The organism is Dyella sp. PARNA 12/25 (genome assembly GCF_055702865.1).
The window spans coordinates 180,858-204,853 of record NZ_JBVQCI010000006.1 but is presented as its reverse complement, the minus strand read 5'-3'; the positions used below and the strand labels follow the sequence as shown (position 1 = coordinate 204,853).

At 62.5% G+C, this 23,996-nt stretch carries 19 protein-coding genes; 11 read left to right on the top strand and 8 right to left on the bottom strand.

The window, feature by feature from the left end; translation table 11 throughout:
* Positions 1 to 2: 2 nt before the first annotated feature.
* The 7 genes from AC0GUR_RS13900 to putA all read right to left on the bottom strand — a co-directional run bounded on the left by AC0GUR_RS13900 (position 3) and on the right by putA (position 11,622).
* On the bottom strand, positions 3 to 2,468 hold the full coding sequence (locus tag AC0GUR_RS13900) for a TonB-dependent receptor (protein ID WP_472878085.1): 2,466 nt from the start codon (positions 2,466 to 2,468) through the stop codon (positions 3 to 5).
* Between the two features lie 62 nt (positions 2,469 to 2,530).
* The gene (locus tag AC0GUR_RS13895; RefSeq protein ID WP_472878084.1) at positions 2,531 to 3,667 is read right to left on the bottom strand and encodes an SO2930 family diheme c-type cytochrome; all 1,137 of its coding nucleotides are present in this window, start codon (positions 3,665 to 3,667) and stop codon (positions 2,531 to 2,533) included.
* A 226-nt stretch (positions 3,668 to 3,893) separates the two neighbouring features.
* The gene (locus AC0GUR_RS13890; RefSeq protein ID WP_472878083.1) at positions 3,894 to 5,132 is read right to left on the bottom strand and encodes a parallel beta-helix domain-containing protein; all 1,239 of its coding nucleotides are present in this window, start codon (positions 5,130 to 5,132) and stop codon (positions 3,894 to 3,896) included.
* A 231-nt stretch (positions 5,133 to 5,363) separates the two neighbouring features.
* On the bottom strand, positions 5,364 to 6,032 hold the full coding sequence (locus AC0GUR_RS13885; RefSeq protein WP_472878082.1) for a MarC family protein: 669 nt from the start codon (positions 6,030 to 6,032) through the stop codon (positions 5,364 to 5,366).
* Positions 6,033 to 6,095: 63 nt separating this feature from the next.
* Entirely contained in the window at positions 6,096 to 7,178 is a 1,083-nt protein-coding gene (locus AC0GUR_RS13880) for an AraC family transcriptional regulator (protein WP_472878081.1), read from the bottom strand.
* Positions 7,179 to 7,510: 332 nt separating this feature from the next.
* Positions 7,511 to 8,278, bottom strand: a complete 768-nt coding sequence (locus AC0GUR_RS13875) for a TlpA family protein disulfide reductase (protein WP_472878080.1) — start codon at positions 8,276 to 8,278, stop codon at positions 7,511 to 7,513.
* Positions 8,279 to 8,466: 188 nt separating this feature from the next.
* Entirely contained in the window at positions 8,467 to 11,622 is a 3,156-nt protein-coding gene (putA, locus tag AC0GUR_RS13870) for a bifunctional proline dehydrogenase/L-glutamate gamma-semialdehyde dehydrogenase PutA (RefSeq protein ID WP_472878079.1), read from the bottom strand.
* A gap of 495 nt (positions 11,623 to 12,117) precedes the next feature.
* Here putA and AC0GUR_RS13865 point away from each other — a divergent pair, with 495 nt between their 5' ends.
* The 5 genes from AC0GUR_RS13865 (at position 12,118) to AC0GUR_RS13845 (ending at position 16,392) form a co-directional block, all read left to right on the top strand.
* The gene (locus AC0GUR_RS13865) at positions 12,118 to 12,558 is read left to right on the top strand and encodes a DUF2244 domain-containing protein (RefSeq protein ID WP_472878120.1); all 441 of its coding nucleotides are present in this window, start codon (positions 12,118 to 12,120) and stop codon (positions 12,556 to 12,558) included.
* 23 nt (positions 12,559 to 12,581) lie between these two features.
* The gene (gene coxB / locus AC0GUR_RS13860) at positions 12,582 to 13,544 is read left to right on the top strand and encodes a cytochrome c oxidase subunit II (protein ID WP_472878078.1); all 963 of its coding nucleotides are present in this window, start codon (positions 12,582 to 12,584) and stop codon (positions 13,542 to 13,544) included.
* Between the two features lie 48 nt (positions 13,545 to 13,592).
* Entirely contained in the window at positions 13,593 to 15,209 is a 1,617-nt protein-coding gene (gene ctaD / locus AC0GUR_RS13855) for a cytochrome c oxidase subunit I (protein ID WP_472878077.1), read from the top strand.
* A 54-nt stretch (positions 15,210 to 15,263) separates the two neighbouring features.
* Complete coding sequence (locus tag AC0GUR_RS13850; RefSeq protein WP_472878076.1) at positions 15,264 to 15,395, top strand: hypothetical protein; 132 nt, start codon at positions 15,264 to 15,266, stop codon at positions 15,393 to 15,395.
* A gap of 109 nt (positions 15,396 to 15,504) precedes the next feature.
* Positions 15,505 to 16,392, top strand: coding sequence for a cytochrome c oxidase subunit 3 (locus tag AC0GUR_RS13845; RefSeq protein WP_472878075.1), 888 nt, complete (start codon positions 15,505 to 15,507; stop codon positions 16,390 to 16,392).
* 228 nt (positions 16,393 to 16,620) lie between these two features.
* On the opposite strand, the gene AC0GUR_RS13840 is transcribed toward AC0GUR_RS13845, so the two are convergent.
* Positions 16,621 to 16,836 (bottom strand): twin transmembrane helix small protein, encoded by a 216-nt coding sequence (locus AC0GUR_RS13840; RefSeq protein WP_472878074.1) that lies wholly within the window; start codon positions 16,834 to 16,836, stop codon positions 16,621 to 16,623.
* Positions 16,837 to 16,895: 59 nt separating this feature from the next.
* On the opposite strand from AC0GUR_RS13840, the gene AC0GUR_RS13835 reads away from it, so the two are divergent.
* The 6 genes from AC0GUR_RS13835 (at position 16,896) to mgtA (ending at position 23,932) form a co-directional block, all read left to right on the top strand.
* Positions 16,896 to 17,636 carry an SURF1 family protein gene (locus AC0GUR_RS13835; RefSeq protein WP_472878073.1) on the top strand — a complete coding sequence of 247 codons (741 nt, stop codon included), beginning with the start codon at positions 16,896 to 16,898 and terminating at the stop codon, positions 17,634 to 17,636.
* A complete protein-coding gene (locus AC0GUR_RS13830; RefSeq protein WP_472878072.1) occupies positions 17,633 to 18,202 on the top strand; it encodes a hypothetical protein in 570 nt (189 codons plus the stop codon). Before AC0GUR_RS13835 ends, AC0GUR_RS13830 begins: the two co-directional genes overlap by 4 nt.
* Positions 18,202 to 19,368 (top strand): COX15/CtaA family protein, encoded by a 1,167-nt coding sequence (locus tag AC0GUR_RS13825; RefSeq protein ID WP_472878071.1) that lies wholly within the window; start codon positions 18,202 to 18,204, stop codon positions 19,366 to 19,368. The genes AC0GUR_RS13830 and AC0GUR_RS13825 overlap by 1 nt, the downstream gene beginning before the upstream one ends.
* Complete coding sequence (cyoE, locus tag AC0GUR_RS13820) at positions 19,365 to 20,279, top strand: heme o synthase (protein ID WP_472878070.1); 915 nt, start codon at positions 19,365 to 19,367, stop codon at positions 20,277 to 20,279. The genes AC0GUR_RS13825 and cyoE overlap by 4 nt, the downstream gene beginning before the upstream one ends.
* Positions 20,280 to 20,856: 577 nt before the next feature.
* Positions 20,857 to 21,099: a hypothetical protein gene (locus tag AC0GUR_RS13815; RefSeq protein ID WP_472878069.1), complete on the top strand. Its 243-nt coding sequence runs from the start codon at positions 20,857 to 20,859 to the stop codon at positions 21,097 to 21,099.
* 166 nt (positions 21,100 to 21,265) lie between these two features.
* On the top strand, positions 21,266 to 23,932 hold the full coding sequence (gene mgtA, locus AC0GUR_RS13810; protein ID WP_472878068.1) for a magnesium-translocating P-type ATPase: 2,667 nt from the start codon (positions 21,266 to 21,268) through the stop codon (positions 23,930 to 23,932).
* The last annotated feature ends 64 nt before the right edge of the window (positions 23,933 to 23,996 follow it).

The following is a 23,996-nucleotide window of genomic DNA, read 5'->3' as shown; positions in this document are numbered from 1 at the left end:
GGTCAGAACTTCGCGCGTAGTTCGAGGCCCCACATGCGGGGCGGTGTGATAGAGGCGAATGGCGTGCCGAACACCGTTGCACTGATGTTATTTACGCCCGTCACGTATCGTTTGTTGAAGATATTGTTGCCATACAGTGCCACACCCCAGCGATCGCCCGGCGCGTGCCAGTCCACACGGGCATCCGTGCGCTGCTGGCTGCTGCCGATCTGGAAGTTCGGGCTAACGTTGCAGCTGCCTTGGAACTGGGAATCGTCATTGCAGCGCGTCTTGCCGCGATAGGCCTGCGCCAGGTCGAACTCCAGGTCGCCGTTGGCCACGTCATGCAGAGTGTAGGTCAGCGAAAGGGCGCCGGAGAAGTAGGGTGCACCGGTGGGTTGGCCGGTGAGGTCGGTGCCATCAGGCGCAACGGCCTTGCGATAGGTGGAGTCGATGTAGGCGCCCATGAAATTGGCGCGGAAACTTTCGATCGGCTGCCACTGCGCTTCCAGCTCCAGGCCCTTGGCTTCCTGATCGCTGCTGTTGACGATGTAGATCGGCACGCCCGAGCCGGTGCTGTTCGGGTCGAGCGCCAACGACTGCATGTTGTTGTAGCGGTAGTAGTACGCCGAACCGTTGAGCAACAGGTTCTGCTCGGGGAACATCGCCTTGATGCCACCCTCGTAGTTGGTCACCTTTTCCGGCTGGAAGCGCGAACCGATCTGCACGCTGTTGTAACCGCCGGCCTTGTAGCCCTTGGTAACGGAGACGTAGCCCATCACGTCCGGCGTGAACTTGAAGCTGCCGACCACGCGCGGGCTCCAGTTGTTCCAGGTGTTGCTGGCAAATACCTGCTGGCCGACCGCGTTGGTGAAGATCACGTTGTTGCCGAACGCCGCCAGCGCGGCCTGCGCGTCCGGCGGCAGCATCTGAATCACGCCAAGGCCATTGAGGCCGGCAATGGTGGCATCGAACTGCGGGGCGCTGCGCGGCATGTTGTACCAGCTGAAATCTTTCTGGTCGCGTGTGTAGCGCAGGCCGGTGGTGACATCGAAGCGGTCGGTGATATGCCAGATCACGTCGCCAAAGGCGGCATACGACTTGAAGTTGCCGTCGTTGCTGATGGCTTCGTGCCACGGATCGCCCAGCAGGCTCACCGGCAACCCGAACGACTGCAGTGCACTGCTGATGTCTGCGAGCGGTGTGCCCACGCCCATAACATTCTGCGCCAGCGTATCGAGGCTGCTGGTGTTGATGTTGGTCTGGCTGGTCTGGCGTGCCTGCTCCTGGTAGTAGCTGACGCCGGCCACCCAGTCCATCAGGTCGTTGTTGCCCGAGAGCTTGAACTCCTGATACCAGCTGTTGTTGTGCTCGATGTTGGCGGTATCGAGATAGGTGACGATGTGGTTGGTGCCGTCGTAGTCACCCAGGTTGAAGGTGTCGAAGCCGCGCCAGGCCGTGGTGGAGACCAGGCTACCCCACGAGAAGGAATGGTCGACGGACAGCGTGACGCCATCGAAGCGGCGGGTTTCCTTCGCGCCAATCGCATCGTTGTACAGCGGCGCGTGCAGCGGGTTGAGATACGTCGCCGGATTGGGCGGGAAGGGTGGCCGTTCGTTGGTGTCGTTGGACAGCGGAATCAGCCCGATGGCGGGCGCCGGTGGCTGATTGAGCTTCTCGTGGTCCCAGGACAGCAGCACGCGGGTGTTGTCCGTGACGTTCCAACGGAACACGGCGCGCGTTCCCCAGTCGTTGTCTTCTCCGTAGCGCTTGCCGGTGGCCGCGTCCCTGATCCAGCCGTCGCTCTGGTTGTCCAGCACGCTCAGGCGCAACGCCATGTCCTGATTGAGCGGAATATTGACCAGCGCATCAGCGTACTTGCGACCATCGTTGCCGATGCGCACGCGCGCATTGCCTTCGAACTTGTCGGTAGGTTCGTTGGTGACAATGGAGATGGCACCTGCCGCCGCGTTGCGGCCGAACAAGGTGCCTTGCGGGCCTTTGAGCACTTCGACGCGGGCAATATCGTTGAACGCCAGCAGCGAGCCACCCGAACGCGCGGCATAGACGCCGTTGACGTACACACCCACGGCCGACTCGGTGCCGATGCCGAAGTTGCTGGTGCTGATGCCGCGCAGCTCGTAGGTGGGCTGCGTGGGCTGGCTGGCGTCGATGACCAGGCCCGGCACGAAGATATCCATCTTGCTCAGGTCGGTAGCCGCCAGCGTGTTGATCTGCCTGGCCGTGACGATCTGCAGCGGAATCGGCACTGATTGCACTTCCTGGCTGCGGCTCTGCGCGGTCACCGTGACGTTGCCGAGCAGCTTGGCCTTGTCAGCATCCGCCTGAGTGGTGGTGTTGGCGGTCGTGCCAGTGTCCTGCGGCGCGGGATCGGCCGCGGCGGCAACGTTTGGCAGGCCGACAAGCAAACATACCGTGCTGCCGAGCAGGGCGCGGCGCAGGCAAGCGGATAGCGGACGGATCTTCATCACCAGTGTCTCCCCTCAAAATGAAAAAGGCCGCGATCTTCCAATCGCGGCTTGTTGCTTGCTTAGTGAATGGCAACGCAGCCCCCCGACTGCGCGGCTATCCATGCCTTGATCAGTGCCACGCCTTCGCGGTGCACGGTACTTCGTCCCAATTCCGGCATCATTTCGCCCGGGTCGGCCGAGTTCATCCGGTACGGCAGGATGGAGTCAGCCGGCTGGCCCGGCACGATGTCGAACAGATGATCACCTGTGCCGCGACCTGCTGCTACAGGCGGTTTGCAGATACCGAGATGGCGGTCCTCCGGCACGCTTACATCCAGCGTGAGGCCGGTGGTGTTGGCCGCACCGTTCGGGTTGTGGCAGTGGCCGCAATTGATATCGAGATAGGCGCGGGCACGAGCGTCAAGCGAGGCATGCTCGTCCGCCCAGTTGGCATTGCGCGGAGCTTCTGCAGGTGCGGGTGCGCCGGTGAGGTAGCCCATCTTCATCAGGTGCGCGAGCTGGTTTTCCTCGCCTGCTGCGTAGTGGTAATTGCGATTGAGATGCCGCGCCTTCGGGCCGATGGGGTGCACCTTGCGCGACACCCAATCTTGCGCGTGGCAGCTGGCGCACTGGCTTTCATCGGGCACGACGTAGTTGAAGTCTTCGCGGGCATCGTTGTCCGATACCAGCGTGAGCGGAATCACCGCGCCGGTGCGTGCGAGCAGCGCGTCGCTCTGGTCGTCCTTCCATACGTAAGGAATGGCTGCCCAGCCCGATTCACGACGAACGAGGATGCGCGTCTCAACCAGATGCACATTGGCCAGGTCCAGCCCTTCGCCGGCGAAGTCGTGAGAGCTGTCGTAGGTGCGCTCCACATCCGTGAACTTGCCGCTCGCGGCACGAGGGTAATAGAAAGTTTTGCTGATGACCGTGCCGACCGGGAAGTCGAACGTGTCGGTGGGGTCGTACTTGGCCGCCACACCCTTGGGCATCCAGACCGTGCGCAGCTTGTGCGCATAGTCGGTGAACAGCGGCGTGTTGAGGTCGTACGGCACCACGCCTTGGTTGAGCACCAACTTGCCGTCGCGCACTTCCACCACGTGCCAGTCGCTGAGCTTGGGTGGGCGACCGTCGGCATGGAAGGCCACGGGGTCGAGGTCGCGATGGCAGGCGCTTAGTAGCAACAGCAGCGGTAGCAGGAAAAGAAGAAACTTCATTGACGATGACATCCTGAAACTTGTCCAAACTCTCTGTTCTACGCGAAACGCTTCGAAGACCCGAGGTGCGCAATCGTCCTCACCGTCATCCCCGCGAAAGCGGGGATCCAGCGACTTTCGATTTACGTCACCGCCTAAAGGCACTGGATCCCCGCTTTCGCGGGGATGACGGTGAGGGAGTCACGGGTCTTTCTAGGCGAGCCACGTGGTATCGAACCCTAGAGGCTCACGCCTTCGGTTCCGGATCCAACACCACCGGCGCCAACTTCGGCAGCGTGCACTGATACGCCTTGGTATCCGTGCTGGGGTTCTTGTAATCGTGCGGACCGTCGGCATTTATCACGCCGACATCACCGTTCTGGATGCAGAAGCGGTCACCATCCGGCGGCAGGCCGTTTACCAGCGTCTTCTCGTTCACGTAGCCATCCCACAGGATGTCCGGGAACTTGCCGCTCAAACCATATACAGCGGTTTTCAGCGTCTTCAGCTTGATGCCGTCCGGCGAATCGCCGCCACCCTTGAAGCGGTTGTCGTAGATGAAGATACCCTTTGGATACGGGTTGTACTCCGCGGCAACACCCTTGGTGTTGTAGTAGTTGGTGGAGAAGTAGCTGGAGATGATGACGTTGGCCGTCTGGTTGTCGGCGATGTCGTTGTCGAAAATCTCCACCTTGTCGTTGGAGTTCACCACCACGCCCGAGCCGCGCGGCACGCTGGCCACCGCCGCACCCTTGGCGGCAAAGTTGTCGGTGTTGTTGGCGAACACCTTGTTCTTGAACACGCGCGTACTGTGGCCCGCCTGCGAGAGGTTGGGCATGTTGAACACCAGAATGCCGCCAGTGTTGTTGGTGGCGGTGTTCTCGTAAACGTCGGCATTCACCGAGTTCTCGATCTCAATGCCGGCGACGTTGAATTCGGCGCGATTGCGGCGCACCACTATGTTGTTGGACTGGCCCACGTAGATGCCGGCGTCAGACGCACCGATCACCACGGAGTCTTCCACCAGCACGTTCTGCGTCTTCACCGGATACAGGCCGTAGGCGCCATTGGTGGTCTTGGGGCCGCCGGTCCATTCCACGCGGACACCGCGAATGGTGATGTTCTTGCCCTGGTTGATCTTGAGCGCGTCGCCCTTGGTGTCTTCAAGTGCGAGGTTTTCGATGGTGAAGTCATTGGCATTCACCAGCAGACCTTCCGGGCCGACCACCTGGCCCTTGAACGACAGCACGGTCTGGTCTTTGCCGGCGCCCCTGATGGTGACGCCGTCGGTGCGCAGGCTCAGGCCGCGCTGCAGGTGGTAATGACCGGCCGGAATCTCAATGACGCTGCCGGGTTTGGCGTCGAGCAGTTGCTGTTGAAGCTTGGCCTCGAACGAGACGTCGTTGCTGCTCTGCGCCGGCGGCGCTTCCTGGCTGCAGGCGGCCAGCAGCAACGGTATGGCGAGGGCCAGAAGGGTCTTACGCATGGTCGCTTGTCTCCCCAGTAGCGGCGTTATGCATGACGGGTCACTGTCATGGAATACGGCGTTGCTTGGGGAGGGCGGGAGTTGCGGGGAAGGGGGGTAAATCGGCCACTGAGGGCACAGCGTGACCTGGGGCTGCCGCTGGATGTCATTCATTCGCGGCTGCAAGGGGCTGGCGATTGCAGCGGAACGCGGGCCACTCACCTGGCCCGCGCTTCGAGTGCTACGCATGGCCTACTTCCACTGCACGGAGCCAAGCAATTCAGCCAGGCCCAGCCAAAGAAGTTGCATGCCGATACAGAAGGTGACGAGGGCGAACAGGCGCATCACAATTTTGGTACGCACCGTACCCAGCAAGCGTTCCAGCGTGTTGGCAAAGCGCATGCAGATGTAAATGCTGGCGCACAGTGCCACCAGGGCAACGCCGACCCCCGCGAAGTGCACAGCGGATAAGCCCGCCCGCGGTGTGCTGCTGCCCAGGGCGATGGCAACGGCAATGGAACCTGGGCCGACCATCAGCGGTAGCGTCAGCGGATAGAACGCCTTGGATTCGAGCGATCCCGCTGGGCGGGTGGCCTGAATTTCTCGCGCTTTGTCGCTGGCTTCATCGTCGTCCGGTTTCTGCAACAGATTCCAGCCCGCCACGGCGATGACCAGCCCGCCCGACACACGCAGCACTGGTATGGAGATACCGAAGAAGGTCAGCACATAAGCGCCCATCAACAGCGACACCAGCAGAATGACGAAGCTGTTCGTCGTAACGCGCCAGGCGAGATCGGCTCGCTCCGCGGATGTAGCCGAGGGCACCATGCTCAGCACGATGAAGGCCGAGCCAATAGGGTTGATGATGGGAAACAGGCCGGTGATAAGCAGCAGGGCCGTCTGGGTGAAATCTCTCAGCATGGCTCTCGGGTCCCTGTGGGTGCCTCCGGCAGGGTTCCACGAGATGTGTGGACGTCGCGCGAATCAGGCCGCGTGCTGGCGCGCGCTGCGCGGAGGCATGCCGGTCCAGCGCTTGAATGCGCGACGAAACTCGCGTGGATCGCTGAAGCCGATTTCCAGGCCTATTTCCGCCACGCTCAGGTTGCCGCCGTGCAGCAGTTCCAATGCACGCTCGGCTCTCACGCGGTCGTGAATCTCGCGAAAGATGCGGCCACCTTCAGCCAGGCGGCGACGTAACGAGCGTTCGCTCATGTTGAGCATGCGTGCCACATCGGGCAGGCGCGGCTGCTGGCGCAAGTGACTGCGCAGCAGGCGTTCGACCGAGGCGACGATTTCCTGTTGCACGCCATTGGCATCGTGTTGCTGCGTGCACAGTGCCAGCGCCTGTTGCGCGGTAAGCGGGTTGTGCGCGGGTAGTGGATGCTCCAGCCACTGCACGTCGAGAATGACGCGGTTGTAGCGGGCGCCGAACACCAGCTCGCACTGGAAGTAATGGGCGTAGTCCTGCACGTGAAGGGGCTGCGCATAGGTCAGCTCCAGCCGGGACGGGTTGAAACCCTGGCCCAGTAGTTCGCGCGCAATGGCCAGCGAACTGGAAAACAGTTCTTCGCACAGGAAGGGGAGCAGCGGCGCGTCGTTGAAGCGCGGCCAGGCGGCCAGCGCCACTTCACGCGGCCCCACCACTTCGAAACTCACATCGAGCAGGCTGCCGCTCACGCGATGGTGGTCGATGCCCACCTTCATGGCCTGGCCAAATGTGGCCGAGGTCATCATGGCCAGCCCGAGCAAACCGAAGCTGCCCAGAGTCTCCACGCGGCCCACCGCCAAGCCCAGGCCGGTTTCACCGGTGGCCTGCAGGGCGCGGCGGATCACCGAACGGGCCTGCCGGTAGGACACCCGCAGGGTGGGGTCGTTGAGCTGCTCGCGGGTGAGGCCGGAGCCGGCGAACCAGCCATCGCAGCGCAGGCCGCGCGACAGGGCCAGCTGGGTCAGGTGCACCAGGATGTTGGGCGGCGTTTCGGCGGCAGTAAAGCGCGCGTCGGCGCCAAGCGCCGTCGCGGCTGTATCGTCGATTGGATGGCCATTCACGGCCGCCACGGACGTCATGGTGACTGCTCTCCCTCCCCAGGGCACGCCGGATCGGTCCGGCGCAGACTTGATCTATATCATGGCGGACGGCGCGTCGCTTCGTGCAACGCACCACGGTTCACCCTTGGGCGCCCCGGGGCATGCGCGAGACGCCGGATCCAGCATGTCGCGTCAGGTCTTACAGAAAGGCGCGGCGGGTCATGGGCGAGTAGCCAGAACTCCGCTTCGCTTCATCCCGGCTGAGATGTTGTAGAAGCGCGCTTGTGCGCGACCGGGGAGCTGCTCATGACCTGGGTTAAGGGTTATCCATGAGCGCTACGTTGAATTCTTGGGCCCGGTGTCGGGCAGCCTCATGGTGTAGGCCGGTCGCGCACAGGGTGCGCTCCTACAGAGGTGCTTGCCGCCTTCCATTGCTCGACCCAGCCATTGAGGTCGGACAGCCGCTTCGCGGCGTCGTCGCGCATCGACATGCCTACGGCGGCGCCGGCGACACGGCCTGAAGGATCGATCAGCATCAAGGTCGGATAGATGCCGACACCTATGGTGTCCGTCAGTGAGGTGCCGTCGTACAGCACCGGCCACGCAAGGCCGCGTTCGCTCACGAACCGCTTTGCGGTCACGGCATCTTCGTAGGTGATCGCCACCACGTTCATGTCGCCATGCGCTCGGGCAAAAGCGTTGAGCGTAGGCACCTCGGTGATACACGGCACGCAGTCCGCGAAAAAGAAACTCACAAGGGTGTAGCGGCCGCTGAAGTCGGTCAGGCGTTTGGTGCCGTCCTGTAGTGAAGGCAGTTCGAACGGCGGAAAAGCGTCGCCGCGCTTGAAGGAGTAGCGCCCCGGCTGGCCTTCCATCGCCCCGGGGACGCGCAAGCGCAACACGGCGGCACCGACTTGAGTGTCTTTGGTGAGGCTGTAGTTGCGCCCTTCGCCCAGTAGTTGCGCAAACGCGGCAAAGTCCAGCGGTTTGCCAGCGGCATCGAGGTAGCGCACCTGCGGTGATGCGCCGAGCTGCAAGGTGGCGACGAAACCCTGTTCGTTGGTGTCTGTAGCTGACGCATACAGTGGCGCCGAGAGCGCTAACGTCAGCAGAGATGCTAGCAATACACGGCGCCGCATGTAGCCTCCGGGTATGAGGGGGTACCTCAACCTACCGTCATTCCCGCGAAGGCGGGAATCCAGCGCCTTTCGCTTTCGTCAGCGCCTCAAAGGCACTGGATCCCCGCCTTCGCGGGGATGACGAACAAGGGTGAGGCTACTTGAAGCCTCTAAGAGGCCGGCGCTTGCGCGCCGGCCTTCGGGTGCGATTACTCGCCAATCGTCAGCAGCGAAGCGTTGCCGCCAGCCGCCGTGGTGTTGATGGTGAGCGTGCGCTCACCAGCAAAACGCAGCAGGTAGTGCGGGCCACCGGCCTTGGGGCCGGTGCCGGACAGGCCTTCGCCGCCGAACGGCTGCACGCCGACCACGGCACCGATCTGGTTGCGGTTGACGTAGCAGTTGCCCACGCGAGCGTTGCTCTGGATGTAGTCCACGGTGTCGTTGATGCGGCTGTGGATGCCCAGGGTGAGGCCGTAGCCGGTGGCATTGATCTCGTTCACCACCTTCGGCAGCTCGTCACCCTTCCAGCGGATCACGTGCAGTACCGGGCCGAAGATTTCGCGGGTCAGCGTCGACAGGCCCGGGATTTCATAAGCGCGCGGCGCGAAGAACGTGCCGTTGCCGGTGGTGGCCGGGTCGAGTGCCACTTCGCCAATTTTCTTGGCTTCCTTGTCCATGCGCGCGGCGTGGTCGACGAGGATCTTCTTGGCGTCTTCGTCGATCACCGGGCCGACGTCGGTCGACAGCTGACCCGGATCGCCGATCTTCAGCTCAGCCATGGCGCCGGCGAGCATCGCGCAGACCTTGTCGGCGATGTCTTCCTGCACGAACAGCACGCGTGCGGCGGAGCAACGTTGGCCAGCGGACTGGAAGGCGGAGGAGATGACGTCCTTGACGATCTGCTCCGGCAGCGCGGAGGAGTCGGCGATCATGGCGTTCTGGCCACCGGTTTCGGCAACCAGTGCAGCGATCGGCGCGTTACGCGCGGCGAGCGAGCGGTTGATCGCCCACGCCGTTTCGGTGGAGCCGGTGAAGGCCACGCCAGCAACGCGCGGATCCTTGGTGAGCGCAGCGCCGACGGTGGCGCCGTCACCCGGCAGGTACTGCAGCACGTCGGCCGGCACACCGGCGTCGTGCAGCAGCTTCACGGCAGCGTAGCCAATCAGGCTGGTCTGCTCGGCGGGCTTGGCGATGACGCTGTTGCCGGCGGCAAGCGCGGCGCTGACCTGACCGAGGAAGATCGCCAGCGGGAAGTTCCACGGGCTGATGCACACGAACACGCCACGGCCGTTGAGGAACAGCTGGTTGCTCTCACCGGTCGGGCCCGGCAACTGTTCCGGATGGCCAAACAGGCGACGCGCCATGGTGGCGTAGTAGCGCAGGAAGTCAGCGGCCTCGCGGATTTCGGCGATGGCGTCCGGCAGGCTCTTGCCCGCTTCGCGCACGCACAGCGCGATGAACTCGCCGCGGCGCGCTTCCAGCTGCTCGGCGGCGTGCTCGAGGATCGCGGCGCGGCTGGCGGCCGGCAGGCGATCCCAGTTGTGATGCGCAGCGACGGCATTGGCCAGTGCCTTGTCGACGGTGGCGCTGTCGGCAGAAACGTAGCTGCCCACCACCTGACGACGATCGGCCGGGTTGGTCACCTGCACGGTGGCGCCCGTGCTCTTGGCGCCCGGCACCAGCGGCTCGGCGGTCCACGGACCGTTCTTGCTCTGGATCGCCTCGGCGAGGGCCTTCAGTTCGTTGTCGTTGGAGAAGTTGACGCCCATGGAATTCTTCCGAAGTTCACCGTAGAGATTCACCGGCAGCGCAATGCGCGGGTGGGGGATGGAGGCGAAGGCGCGAACCGTTTCACACGGATCGGCGACCAGTTCGCGCACCGGCAGCGTCTCGTCGACCACGCGGTTGACGAAGCTGGTGTTGGCGCCGTTTTCCAGCAGACGGCGCACGAGGTAAGGCAGCAGGTCTTCATGCGTGCCCACCGGCGCGTACACGCGGCACGGCACGTTGAGGTTCTGCTTGCCGATCACTTCAGCGTAGAGGTCCGTGCCCATGCCATGCAGGCGCTGGTTTTCGTACGGACGACCCTGCGAAAGGTGATGCACGGCGGCGATGGTGTGCGCGTTGTGCGTGGCGAACTGCGGGTAGATTAGCTCCACGCCGGCATCGAACAGCTTGCGTGCGCAGGCCAGGTACGACACGTCAGTGTTCGGTTTGCGCGTATACACCGGGTAGCCGCTGAGACCGTTTTCCTGCGCGCGCTTCACTTCCGCGTCCCAGTACGCGCCCTTGACCAGGCGCACATACCAGCGACGGCCGGTGGCGCGTGCGGTTTCGATCAGCCAGTCGATCACGAACGGCGTGCGCTTGGCATACGCCTGCACCACGATACCGAGGCCATTCCAGCCTTCCAGCGAGGGATGCGCGAACACGTCACCGATGATGTCGAGCGAGAGTTCGAGACGATCGGCTTCTTCCGCGTCGACGGAGAGCGCGATGCCTTGCTTCATCGCCAGCTGCGACAGCTCCAGCAGCTTGGCGGTGAGATCGCGGCGGGCGATCTCTCGCTTGGCCACTTCGTAGCGCGGATGCAGCGCGGACAGCTTCACCGAGATGGACGGTGCATCGGTGTGGTTGGCGAACGGGCCGCGCGAACCGATCGAGGCGATCGCGTTGCGATAGTCCTGCTGATAGCGCTCGGCGGTTTCGCTGGTGAGCGCGGATTCGCCCAGCATGTCGTAGGAGTAGCGGTAAACCGCGTACTCCTTCTGCGCGCAACGATCCAACGCCTCGCTGATGGTCTGCCCCATCACGAACTGGTGGCCCATGATGCGCATGGCCTGGCGCACGGCGAGGCGAATCGCCGGCTCGCCTGCACGGCCCACCAGGCGACGCAGCGCACCGGTGAAGTCATGACGGGTGTCTTCGGCGAGGTTCACCAGCTTGCCGGTGAGCATCAGGCCCCAGGTGGAGGCGTTGACGAACAGTGACTCGCTCTGGCCGAGATGCTTCTTCCAGTTGGCATCGCCCAGCTTGTCGCGGATCAGCTTGTCGGCGGTGCCCTTGTCCGGAATGCGCAGCAGCGCTTCGGCAACGCACATCAGCAGCACGCCTTCTTCCGACGACAGGTCGTACTGGCGCATGAAGGATTCGACGGCGCTCTGATCCTTGGCGCGTGCGCGCACACGGGTTACCAGATCGGCGGCCAGGTCGATCACCTTTTCGCGCTCGACGGGCGGCAGGGTGGCCTGGGCCAGCAGGTCGTTGACTGCTTCGGTTTCGTCGCGCAGCCAGTTGGCGGTAATGCGCGCACGCGCCGGCTCGATGCCGGTCGGCAATTCGGGGCTGAGAATGGGCTGTGTCACTGGGTTTTTAGCCGGAACGTTGGTGGGGCGGGGAGTCGCGGAATTGTACGCGTGGGGGCTGGCGCACGCATCCGTATGGGGTGCTGCGGTGCGGCACCGGCATACATATATAAGTGGGTGGGGCAGGGATTGGGTAGCGACGGGCCCGAACGGGCCGCTCGAGCAGTGATCGCTCTCCCCTGTTGTTCACTGCGACAAGGATATGGCGCGGGACTGTGGCAAACCGTCGCACCCCTGTTGTGACTCGCTGTGATCGGAGCTGGCGCCGTCATCACCGTTCGTCCAAGCCCATGACCCGCAACACAAACGTGCGTCGATACACGTGCCATGTGTACGTCGACGCGTGGGATTTCTCATTCATCCCTGCTTCAAATCAAGCACATGCGTCATTCTTGCTCATCGACGCCATCGCGGCCTATCATGCCTGCGTTCCAGGCACGCCGGGTTCTCATGATCGTGCTTCGACCAGCTGCTGCCGGCTTGCCGTGCGTAACGATGTGGCTCAAGCCCAATCGTTCCCTCAGCCGTCGCGACCTGCGTCGAGTGATCGGAGTACTGGCGGCGCTGGCGCTGACGACGGCCGTGCTGGGGGCGTGGCAGGGGAATGTGTTCGCTCCGCTGTTCGCATTGGTCGAGTCTTCCGCGGTGGCTTTCGCCCTTGGCGTGGCCTGGCGGGCCGGCGACCGCAGCGAGCGCATCACCCTCGACGAGTCGTCGCTGGAGGTGCAATCCCTGCCAGGTCGGCGCAGTGCGCGCTTTCAGACGTATTGGGTGCGCGTGCAGCTGCGGTCCGAAGGGGGAAGACATCGTCTGCTGCTGACGTCGCACGGACGGGAGCTGGAAATCGGAGCTTTTCTCGGGGGAGAGGAGCGTGCCGAGCTGTCAAGGAAACTCGAGGTGTTGCTGAGGGAGCTCAACCAACAGCAGCGCAGGTAGGTTCAACAAAGGTGCATCACGACATGACATCTGGCGGCATCAGGCCTGGCAATATCAAGCGAGTAGTCGCGGCAATCGCACTCTTCGCTCTCACCATGTTCGGCGGCGCGACATTGGCCAATCCGCAGCCAGGGCAGTTGAACATGACGCGCGGCGCGAGCACCTGGTCTCCGGTGCCGTATTTCCTCAACAACGTTGCGCTCGGTGTCTGCGTTGTCATCGGCATTTTGGTGTTTGGCGCGATGTTCATCGCCATGTTCCGCTTCCGCAAATCGCGTGGCGCCGTGGCGGAGAAGTGGTCGCACAACACCACGCTTGAGATCATCTGGACCACCATTCCAGTGATCATCCTGATCGTGCTGGCTTACCTCGCTACGGGCGGCCTGCGCACGTTCGCCGACACCACCGGCTCCGAGATGACTGTGAAGGTCACCGGTTACCAGTGGAAGTGGCGCTACGACTACGTCGACTACAAGGGCAAGGCGATCGAGAGCGTGGGCTTCATGTCCAAGCTCGATCGCGAAAGCGACGAGACGCGTCAGCTGAATTCGGGCCTCGACCCGAACCAAGTGAAGGTGGACGGTTACAACACCTACCTGATCAATGTCGACAAGCCGCTGGTGGTGCCGGTGGGCACCAAGATCCGCTTCGTGATCACCGCAGGCGACGTCATCCACTCGTGGTGGGTGCCTGCGCTGGGTTGGAAGATGGATGCGATCCCGGGCATCGTCAACGCCACCTGGACCAACATCATTGAGCCCGGTGACTACCGCGGCCAATGCGCTGAGTTGTGCGGCCAGGATCACGGCTTCATGCCGATCGTGGTGAGGGCGCTGCCGAAGGCCGAGTTCGAGAAATGGCTGGCAGAGCAGGAAGCACAGGCCAAGCAGCCTGAGCAGGCTGCTCCGGCCGCCGCTTCCACCGCTGCTACGCCCGCTACTGCGCAGGCTTCCGACGCACCTGTTTCCCAGGGCCATCAGGGCTGATCTTCAGCTCGTCCAAACGTTTCCGCTTTTAGGTAGAGGTGTAAGGTTATGGCCCACGACGCCACGCACGATCACCACGACGATCATCACGGCGCGCCCAAGAATTTCTTTGTGCGTTGGTGCATGTCCACCAACCACAAGGACATCGGCACGCTGTATCTGGTGTTCTCGCTCCTGATGTTCTTTATTGGCGGCAGCTTCGCGATGGTGATTCGCGCGGAACTGTTCAAGCCCGGCTTGCAGCTGGTGCAGCCGTACTTCTTCAACGAAATGACCACGATGCATGCGCTGGTCATGATCTTCGGTGCGGTGATGCCGGCCTTCGTGGGCCTTGGCAACTGGATGATCCCGCTGATGATCGGTGCGCCGGATATGGCGCTGCCGCGCATGAACAATCTGTCGTTCTGGATTCTGCCGTTCGCCTTCGCGCTGCTGCTGTCCACCCTGTTCCTTCCGGGCGGTGGCCCGGCCGGTGGCTGGACCATGTACCCGCCGCTGTCGCTGCAGGGTGATTCGGTGGCTTACCTGGTGTTCGCGGTGCACTTGATGGGTATCAGCTCCATCATGGGCGCGATCAACATCATTGCCACCATCCTCAACATGCGTGCGCCGGGCATGGATCTGCTGAAGATGCCGGTGTTCGTGTGGAGCTGGCTGATCACGGCGTTCCTGCTGATCGCGGTGATGCCGGTACTCGCCGGTGCGGTGACCATGCTGCTCACCGACAAGTACTTCGGCACCAGCTTCTTCAATGCCGCGGGCGGCGGTGACCCGGTGCTGTTCCAGCACATCTTCTGGTTCTTCGGTCACCCCGAGGTCTACATCATGATCCTGCCGGCCTTTGGCCTGGTGTCTGAGATCATCCCGACCTTCGCGCGCAAGCCGATCTTTGGTTACAAGGCGATGGTGTTCGCCATCGCGTCCATCGCGTTCCTGTCGTTCATCGTGTGGGCTCACCACATGTTTGCGGTGGGTCTGCCGCTGGGCGGTGAAATCTTCTTCATGTACGCCACCATGCTGATCGCGGTGCCGACCGGCGTGAAGGTGTTCAACTGGGTCAGCACGATGTGGGGCGGCTCGATGACGTTCGAAACGCCGATGCTGTTTGCCATCGCGTTCGTCATTCTGTTCACCATCGGTGGTTTCTCGGGCCTGATGCTGGCGCTGGCTCCGGCGGACTTCCAGTATCACGACACCTACTTCGTGGTGGCGCACTTCCATTATGTGCTGGTGACTGGCGCAATCTTCGCCATCATCGCCGGTACCTATTACTGGCTGCCGAAGTGGACCGGCCACATGTACTCGGAGATGTGGGGCAAGATCCACTTCTGGAACAGCGTGATCTGGGTGAACGTGTTGTTCTTCCCGCAGCACTTCCTGGGGTTGGCCGGCATGCCGCGCCGTATCCCGGATTACAACGTCGCCTTCGCCAACTTCAACATGATCAGCTCCATCGGTGGCTTCCTGTTTGGCGCCTCGCAGCTGATCTTCCTTGGCGTGATCGTTCATGCGGTGTGGTTCTCCAAGAAGAAGGCGCCGGATCGCGTGTGGGAAGGTGCCAAGGGTCTGGAGTGGACCGTGCCGTCACCGGCGCCGCACCACACCTTCGAAATGCCGCCGGTGATCCACGACGACGAGTTGGCTCACGGTCATATCGAAGATTGATGCAGTCATGATGTCCGCTCCGGCTCGCGCCGGAGTGGGCGGGAAGCGAGCGAGATGAATCAGACGTCCAAAGCAGTGATCGAGGAAGCACGACGGAAAGGTGTGCGACGCACCGTCACGGTGTTCGGCGCCATCGCCATCGGTATCTTTCTGTTGTCGCTGCTGCAGGGCCTGAAGTACTCCTGACGCAAGCCCGCTGTATTCCTCCGCGGCGCCGGTGAGGTGTTGCGGATTGCAACTCCCGCGGAACAGGCGGGGGCGGAAGTAAACAAGAGCATTCCACGGGGATCTCACCATGGGTCAGCAGCAAGGCGCTTATTTCGTTCCGGCCAAGAGTTCCTGGCCTATCGTGGCCGCGGTCGTCATGTTCGTCACCGTGTTCGGTGCCGCGCACTGGCTCAACGCCCCTCCGGGTGAATCGAGCTTCGGCAAGACCGTGCTGACGATCGGCTTCGTCGGCATTCTGCTGATGTTCTTCGGCTGGTTCCGCTCGGTGATCCGCGAATCGCTGGCGGGCAGCTACAACAGCCAGGTGGATCGCTCGTTCCGCATGGGCATGATGTGGTTCATCTTCTCCGAAGTGATGTTCTTCGGCGCCTTCTTCGGTGCGCTGTTCTACGCGCGCATGTTCGCGGTGCCGTGGCTGGGTGGTGAAGGCCATGGCGTGTTGACCCATCAGTTCCTGTGGAACGATTACGCCGCTTCGTGGGGCGCCAGTGGCGGCAACGGCCCGGCGCGCATCGGCGGCGACTTCCAGACGGTGGCGCCGTGGGGCCTGCCGCTGCTCAACACGCTGATCCTGCTTTCTTCGAGCGTTACCGTGACCATCGCGCACCACGCGCTGAAAGCCGGCCAGCGCGGCAAGATCCTTCTGTTCCTCGGCCTTACCGTGCTGCTGGGCGCCACCTTCCTGTACTTCCAGGCGCACGAGTACATGGAGGCATACAAGGAGCTCAACCTGACCCTGCAGAGCGGCGTCTACGGTTCGACCTTCTTCATGCTTACCGGCTTCCACGGCATGCACGTGACGCTGGGAACGATCATGCTGGCCATCATCTGGCTGCGCGTGGCCAAGGGTCATTTCACCAAGGACCATCACTTCGCATTTGAGGCAGTGGCCTGGTACTGGCACTTTGTCGACGTGGTGTGGCTGGGCCTGTTCATGTTCGTCTACATCCTCTGAGGCGCTGTCGCGTCGCAGCAAAGAACCCGCCGGAAGGCGGGTTTTTTGTTGGGGTTGTAGGAGTGCACTTGTGCGCGACCGCTGCGTCCCGGCGTTTCCGCTCCGTAGGCTTGTCGCGCACAAGTGCGCTCCTACTGGGGAAGGCAAGCGCAAAACAAAGGCCCGCCAGTGGCGGGCCTTTGGAGAAAGATGCCGCGGCGAAGCGCCGACGGCCACAGGACGCTACAATTACTGGCCCACGCCGTGCGGGTGAAGCCAGCCCATCCAGATGCCAAGGACGACCATCAAGATGAGCAGCACCGACAAGCCGATGCGACGTGTCAACGCCCACACCGTGCGCTTGCTGCTTTCCTTGTCGGTCATCATGAAGTACAGGGCCTGACCAAGATTGAACAGCACCACCAGCAGCAGGATCACCAGCGCATATTTGTAGACGGTTTCCACGTGATAGGTCCCGACGTTATTGACATCCGCAGTATAGCGGCCGTGCGTGGTGCCACCGCGTGAAGTGGCTGCGCCGTCCTTCCTGGTTAGCGCTGCTGCTGACAGTGGTTGGCGCCTTGCTGTTCATACGTTTAGGCGTGTGGCAGCTGCATCGCGCGGACGAGAAGGAAGCCATTCTGCGACGGTATGCCGCGGCAGAAACTGCCGCGCCGCGCGACTTTGCCGCAGTGGCCGCAAAGCCCCCCGTGGATGGCTATGCGCGCGTGACGGTGCATGGCGAATACGTGCCCGATCGTCTGTATCTGCTGGACAACCCCAAGCACGATCAACTCGGTGGCGTGGAGGTTTATGCGCCTTTCCGTCTGCGTGGCGGCGATCGGTTACTGCTGGTGGATCTTGGTTTCCTGCCAGGCAATGGCACCCATCAATCACCACAAGTGCCGCCACTGCCCACCGGCGAGCAGTCGTTGCATGGCTTGTACTTGCCGCCGCCTGGCGTCGGTTTTGAGATGGGTGGCGATGCGCTGGCTAAGCAATCAGGCTGGCCCAAGACCACCATCTATCTCGAACTGCCCCAAGTGGCGGCCGATCTAGGTAGCGCCCTGTATCCACAGGTGCTCGCGCTGGACGACGATCCCGCCGTCATCTACGTGCGCGAGCACACCATCGATTTTTCCTCGATGCCGCCGGCGCGACATCGCGCCTACGCCTTCCAGTGGTTCACCTTCGCCGTCGTGGCTGTGGTGCTGCTGCTGGTGCTGCATCGTCGTCGTCCCATGAAACCGTCGGACCGCCCATGAACAAGCCCGATACCGCCACGCTCCGCGCGAGCCGACTGAAACTGCTGCTGGTGATGCTCGTATTTGCCGCACCCATTGTGGCGGCCGGCCTGCTCACGCTCAGTGGCTGGCAGCCGAGCGGTAAGGCGTATGGCGAAGCGATTTCGCCGCAGCGCAACTTCATCGAAGAGCAGCTGCAGGTCACGCTTGCCGATGGCAAGCCATGGGCATGGCGCGATGAGGAGCCGCGACTCACCCTTGTGGCCCTGGCTGGCCCCGATTGCACACGGCAGTGTCTGGAGACGCTCACCAAGATCGCGGCTGCGCGCATCACGCTCAATCGCAATGCACCGCGCTTGCGTCTGCTCTACGTCGGCGCGCCGCCGGCCGATGCAGCAGGTAGCGGCATGACCAACTACTGGACGCTGGGCAAAGACGACAAGGATGCATTGGCGAGTTTTCGCCCCACGACACCCGACAGCGTGAGCGCATTGCTGGTCGAGTCCGATGGCACCGCACTGTCGCTTTATCCCGCCGGCTTCGATCCTTCCGGCTTGCGCAAGGATCTGCAGAAGGTGATCCGTTGATGACCGCCCGTTCCATCAAGATGCTGCGTGGCCTGGCGTTGCTCGCCGCGGTATTCGCCTTTGGCGTGGTGATGTTCGGTGCCTTCGTGCGTCTCTCCAATGCGGGGCTTTCCTGCCCTGATTGGCCGACGTGTTACGGCAAGGCGGCCTGGCCGGAACATCAGCACGAGATCGCCCAGGCGAACGAGGCGTTTCCGGATCGCCCGTACGAAACCCACAAGGCATGGCGCGAGCAGGTGCATCGCTTTCTCGCCGGTACGTTGGGCAGCCTGGTACTCGCGCTTGCATTGATCGCGAGTTGGCGCCATGCGTGGGCGCGTTACGCCGTGATCGCTGCTGCCATCTTCGCGGCGCTTGGGGTGGGTCTGTATATCAAGGGCGAGCATCACTGGTCGTTGCTGCTCTCGCTATTGGCCATTGGCCTGCCGCTGCTCGCGGCGGCTAACCTTAATCGCCCTGGTGCATGGCGCATCAGCGTGCTGGCATTTGCGGTGGTGGTGTTTCAGGCCATGCTCGGCATGTGGACCGTGACGCTGTTGCTCAAGCCCATCGTGGTGATGGGGCATCTGATGGGCGGCATCACCACGTTCGCTTTGCTCGCGTACGCAGCACTGCGTTTTGCCGGTGTCGGCGCGAACGATGACAGCTACGCCGACGTTCGCAAGCTTGTAGTACTTGGCATCGTGTTGCTGCTGGCGCAGATTGCTCTTGGTGGCTGGACATCGTCCAACTACGCTGCCTTGGCCTGCGGCACCGACTTTCCCAAGTGCCTCGGACAATGGATGCCACCTACCGACTTCCGCGAGGGCTTCGTGTTGTGGCGTGGCATCGGCGTGAACTACGAAGGTGGCGTGCTTGATATGGCAGCGCGCAGCGCCATCCAGATCGCCCATCGCATCGGTGCTTTGGTGGTGTTCTGCTACCTGATGTGGCTGTCCTATCGTCTCTCGCATCGCGGCCTGCGCGCACAGGCGCTGGCCATCGCGGTGGTGCTGGTCGCCCAGGTGCTGCTGGGCATCAGCAATGTGCATTTCGGCCTGCCGTTGCCGGTGGCGACGCTGCACAATGGCGTCGCCGCGCTCCTCTTGTTCACCTTGCTGGCGGCGTTGGCTCGCACGCAGAAGCGTCATGACGACGCGATGATTCTCTCCCACGGACACCGATGACGATGAGCAGCCGTTTCCATGAATACCTGGAGCTGACCAAGCCGCGCGTCGTCGCGTTGCTGGTGTTCTGCGCCGTCATCGGCATGTTCCTCGCCGTGCCCGGCATACCGCCGTGGCGCGCGCTGGTGTTCGGCACGCTGGGCATCTGGATGGCCTCGGGTTCCGCCGCTGCATTCAATCACCTGATTGACCAGCGCATCGACAAAGTGATGATGCGAACCGCACATCGCCCACTGGCGACAGGCCAGCTCACGCCGCGCCAGGTGCTCACTTTTGCGTTGGTGCTGGGCGTGCTGTCGATGGTGGTGCTGGTGCTGCTGGTGAACCCGCTCACCGCGTTGCTGACGTTTGGTGGGTTGATCGGTTACGCGTTGATCTATACCGCTTACCTCAAGCGCGCTACGCCGCAGAACATCGTTATTGGTGGTCTGGCCGGTGCGATTCCGCCGGTGTTGGGCTGGACGGCGGTGACGGGTGAGCTGCATCCATTTGCGCTGCAGCTTTGCCTGATCATTTTCGTGTGGACGCCGCCGCATTTCTGGGCGTTGGCGATCTTCCGTCGCGAGGACTATTCGCGTGCGCAGGTGCCCATGCTGCCGGTGACGCACGGTGTGGTTTACACGCGCTGGCACGTGTTGTTCTACACCATTCTGTTGGTGCTGGTGACATTGTTGCCGGCGCTGACGGGGTATAGCGGCATGGTGTATCTCGGTGGTGCGGCGGTTCTTGGTGCGGGGTTCCTGTATTACGCCGTGCGCTTGTTGAACCCGCCGGATGAGTTTTTCGCGATGAAGGTGTTCAACTACTCCATCGTGTATTTGATGGCGTTGTTTGCGTTTTTGCTGGCGGACCATTGGTTGATGGATCCTTTGGTGCAGCATCAGGGTGCGGTGTTGGAGCGCTCCATTTGAAATAGCTTGAGCCGCCCGGCGCTTTCGGTTTTCTGCAGGAGCGCACTTGTGCGCGACCGCAGAGCTGGAATCTCGCTCCAGTGGATCGGTTGTCAGGCAAAAATCTGCAGAGGTCATGGCGCGGCGCCGCGGTCGCGCACAAGTGCGCTCCTACAAAGAAGCGCAGACGCTGCATTCACTCAGTAGCAGCTGCTTCTGGTCCATGTACGCGCAAGGCGCCCGGGTCTCAGCACCTTCGGGATCGCCCCTGGACGGTCCGGGCAAGCCTCGCCATCACGCCGCGATAACTTTCTGCTGTCATCTCTTGTCACAGGGTTGACACTTTCGCACTGCAGCAAGACAATGCGCGCGCCACCCGGCGCGATTGCGTCCTAAGTGGCCCCTGTCCTATCAACCAAAGGCATATGGACGTTTACCCTAGTCGCAACGTCGACATCCGCGAGCATCGGGTGCCGGCATTGCTTAACAAGCTGATCTGCTGCGGCGACCGCCTGCGGTCGGCTGGCGCTTTCCTCGACTAGGGAAGTCCGGCCCACCTCTAACGGCGCCTCAGCGCCGTTTACGAGGAGATGGGCCAATGAAGCTCCTTCGCGATTTCTTTCGTCTGCGTACCGCAGCCCGTCCGCTGCTGGGTCGCCGCGAGGATTCCCGCCGTTCCTGGACGATTACCGTCCCCGCACCGCTGCATGAGACGGCGACTCCGGTCGTGCTCGATATGCACTGGAATGCCGATACATCCCGCGGCCGCCCGGTCGCCCGTTGGCATGAACATGCCGCTTCGCAAGCACAGCGTCATCTCCAGCTGGTATCCAGTCACTGATGAAGGCTGCGTTGCGCCTCGAGCTACCCCGCAAGGGCTGGCCCCCGCCAGTCCCGTGGGGTCTGTGGCGACGAAGCCGCTAGTTCAGGTCTTGGCGTTACGCGCGGGCTGATCCCCGCCGGCTCGCTGGTCCGACCCAGATGTCACCGATTTACGGAAGCGAGTCATGTTGAAGCACTCCACCCAGACCGTCACCGGCAAGGCGGCCGGCAAGAGCGCCGCCGCCCCTGTGCGTGTGGTCGTCGCTCAAGAGGCGTTTCGCCACAACGAGGCGCTTTATGCTGCGCTGGATACCAGTGCGGCGGGCCTCAATGAGGAACAAATCTCCGAGCGCCTGGATCGTGATGGCCTCAACGAGGTATCGCACGAGAAGCCGCCGCACTGGTCGGTGCAGCTGCTGCGCGCGTTCAAGAACCCGTTCATCATCGTGCTGCTGGTGCTGGCGGCGGTGCAGCTGTTTACCGATAGTTCGGACCTGACCGGCCCGATCATCATCGCAGTGATGGTGGGCATCAGCGTCACCCTGAGTTTCACCCAGGAATACCGCTCGTCGAAGGCAGCGGAAAAGCTCAAGGCGATGGTGCGCAACACCGCCACGGTGACCCGCCGCGCGTCGGATGGTCATAGCGAGCGCATCGAAGTGCCGGTGGGCGAGCTGGTGGCCGGCGATATCGTGCATCTCGCAGCAGGTGACATGGTGCCTGCGGACCTGCGCCTCGTATCGGCGAAGGATCTGTTCATCAGCCAGGCCATCCTCACCGGCGAATCGCTGCCGGTAGAGAAGGCAGCACCGGCACACGCCGAGGCGATCACTGATCCTCACGCCGACTCGTCGGATAACCCGCTGGATCTGCCGACCGTCTGCTACATGGGCACCAATGTGGTGAGCGGCACCGCCACCGCGGTGGTGGTGGCAACGGGTGCGCGCACGTATCTGGGTTCGCTCGCGCGCACCATCGTGGGCCAGCGCGTGCAGACCAGTTTCGATCGCGGCGTGAACAGCGTCAGCTGGCTGCTGATCCGTTTCATGGCGGTGATGGTGCCGATCGTTTTCCTGATCAATGGTCTGGATAAGCACGATTGGGTGCAGGCGTTCCTGTTCGCGCTGTCGGTGGCAGTGGGCCTTACGCCCGAAATGCTGCCGCTGATCGTGACGGCGAACCTGGCCAAGGGCGCCCTTGCCATGTCCAGTCGCAAGGTGGTGGTGAAGCGCCTCAACGCGATCCAGAACTTTGGCGCGATGGACGTGCTGTGCACCGACAAGACCGGCACGCTGACGCTCGACAAGATCGTGCTGGAGCGTCACCTCGATCTGTACGGCGAGGAGTCGGAAGAGGCACTGGAGTACGGCTATATCAACAGCCGCTTCCAGACTGGCCTGAAGAACCTGATGGACAAGGCGGTGCTGACGCATCGCGATCTGGAAACGGTCGCGCAGCACTACCGCATCGTCGACGAGATTCCGTTCGACTTCCAGCGTCGCCGCATGTCGGTGGTGGTGGGTAACGGCGACGGCCACGAGCTGCTGGTGTGCAAGGGCGCGGTCGAGGAAATGCTGTCGATCTGTACCTACGCCAAGGCAGGCGAAGAAGTGCTGCCGATGACCGACGCGATGCGCGCGGACATCAAGGCGATGACGCGCGGCCTCAACGAAGACGGTCTGCGTGTGCTGGTGGTGGCCATCAAGCGTCAGCCCCCGGCCGATCGCGCCTACGGCGTGGCCGACGAAAGCAACCTCATCGCCATCGGCTGCCTGGCTTTCCTCGATCCTCCCAAGGACAGTGCGGCCACCGCGATCGCGGCGCTGCATCACCACGGTGTCGAGGTGAAGGTGATCACTGGCGACAACGAGGCGGTGACGCGCAAGATCTGTCGCGAAGTCGGCCTGGATGTGGAGCATTCCGCGCAGGGCAAGCACATCGAACCGTTGAACGACGATGAGCTGGACGAGCTGGTCAAGCGCACCACCGTGTTCGCCAAGATGTCGCCGCTGCAGAAGGCGCGTGTGGTGAAGTCGCTGCAGCGTCAGGGTCACACCGTGGGCTTCCTCGGTGACGGCATCAACGACGCGCCGGCGCTGCGCGAGGCGGACGTGGGTATTTCGGTGGATACCGCCACCGATATCGCCAAGGAATCGGCGGACATCATCCTGCTCGAAAAGAACCTGATGGTGCTGGAAGAGGGCGTGATCGAAGGTCGTATCACCTTCGGCAACATCATCAAGTACATCAAGATGACCGCCAGCTCTAACTTCGGCAACATGTTCTCGGTGCTGATCGCCAGTGCGTTCCTGCCGTTCCTGCCGATGTTGCCGTTGCAGATTCTGGTGCTGAACCTGCTGTACGACATCTCGCAGCTGTCGATTCCGTTCGATCGCATGGACGACGAATACCTGCGCAAGCCGCGCAAGTGGGACGCCAGCGATATCGGTCGTTTCATGGTGTGGATTGGTCCCGTCAGCTCGATTTTCGACATCACCACGTTCCTGCTGCTGTGGTACGTGTTTGGCGCGAACTCGCCGGATCATCAGTCGTTCTTCCAGTCCGGCTGGTTCGTGGAGAGCCTGCTCACGCAGACCTTGATCGTGCACATGATCCGTACGCGCAAGATCCCGTTCCTGCAGAGCATTGCTTCTGCACCGGTGCTGGCGCTGACCACGGCCATCATCATCATCGGCATGTTGGTGCCGTACACGGATCTGGGCGCGAAGATCGGCATGACGCCCATGCCGGGCGTGTACTTCGCCTGGTTGGCAGCGACGGTATTCACCTACTGCGTGCTGACGCAGCTGATGAAGCTGGTCTATATCCGTCGTTACGGGCGCTGGCTGTAATCAACGAGTGCCCTGCTTTTTTGCTCGTCATTCCGGCGTAGGCCGGAGGTGCTTCACAACAGCG

Coding starts and splice junctions, on each gene's coding strand:
- AC0GUR_RS13900 (WP_472878085.1), bottom strand. CDS start 2,468: ATGAAGATCCGTCCGCTATCCGCTTGCCTGCGCCGCGCCCTGCTCGGC.
- AC0GUR_RS13895 (WP_472878084.1), bottom strand. CDS start 3,667: ATGAAGTTTCTTCTTTTCCTGCTACCGCTGCTGTTGCTACTAAGCGCC.
- AC0GUR_RS13890 (WP_472878083.1), bottom strand. CDS start 5,132: ATGCGTAAGACCCTTCTGGCCCTCGCCATACCGTTGCTGCTGGCCGCC.
- AC0GUR_RS13885 (WP_472878082.1), bottom strand. CDS start 6,032: ATGCTGAGAGATTTCACCCAGACGGCCCTGCTGCTTATCACCGGCCTG.
- AC0GUR_RS13880 (WP_472878081.1), bottom strand. CDS start 7,178: ATGACGTCCGTGGCGGCCGTGAATGGCCATCCAATCGACGATACAGCC.
- AC0GUR_RS13875 (WP_472878080.1), bottom strand. CDS start 8,278: ATGCGGCGCCGTGTATTGCTAGCATCTCTGCTGACGTTAGCGCTCTCG.
- AC0GUR_RS13865 (WP_472878120.1), top strand. CDS start 12,118: ATGTGGCTCAAGCCCAATCGTTCCCTCAGCCGTCGCGACCTGCGTCGA.
- coxB (WP_472878078.1), top strand. CDS start 12,582: ATGACATCTGGCGGCATCAGGCCTGGCAATATCAAGCGAGTAGTCGCG.
- ctaD (WP_472878077.1), top strand. CDS start 13,593: ATGGCCCACGACGCCACGCACGATCACCACGACGATCATCACGGCGCG.
- AC0GUR_RS13850 (WP_472878076.1), top strand. CDS start 15,264: ATGAATCAGACGTCCAAAGCAGTGATCGAGGAAGCACGACGGAAAGGT.
- AC0GUR_RS13845 (WP_472878075.1), top strand. CDS start 15,505: ATGGGTCAGCAGCAAGGCGCTTATTTCGTTCCGGCCAAGAGTTCCTGG.
- AC0GUR_RS13830 (WP_472878072.1), top strand. CDS start 17,633: ATGAACAAGCCCGATACCGCCACGCTCCGCGCGAGCCGACTGAAACTG.
- AC0GUR_RS13825 (WP_472878071.1), top strand. CDS start 18,202: ATGACCGCCCGTTCCATCAAGATGCTGCGTGGCCTGGCGTTGCTCGCC.
- cyoE (WP_472878070.1), top strand. CDS start 19,365: ATGACGATGAGCAGCCGTTTCCATGAATACCTGGAGCTGACCAAGCCG.
- AC0GUR_RS13815 (WP_472878069.1), top strand. CDS start 20,857: ATGAAGCTCCTTCGCGATTTCTTTCGTCTGCGTACCGCAGCCCGTCCG.
- mgtA (WP_472878068.1), top strand. CDS start 21,266: ATGTTGAAGCACTCCACCCAGACCGTCACCGGCAAGGCGGCCGGCAAG.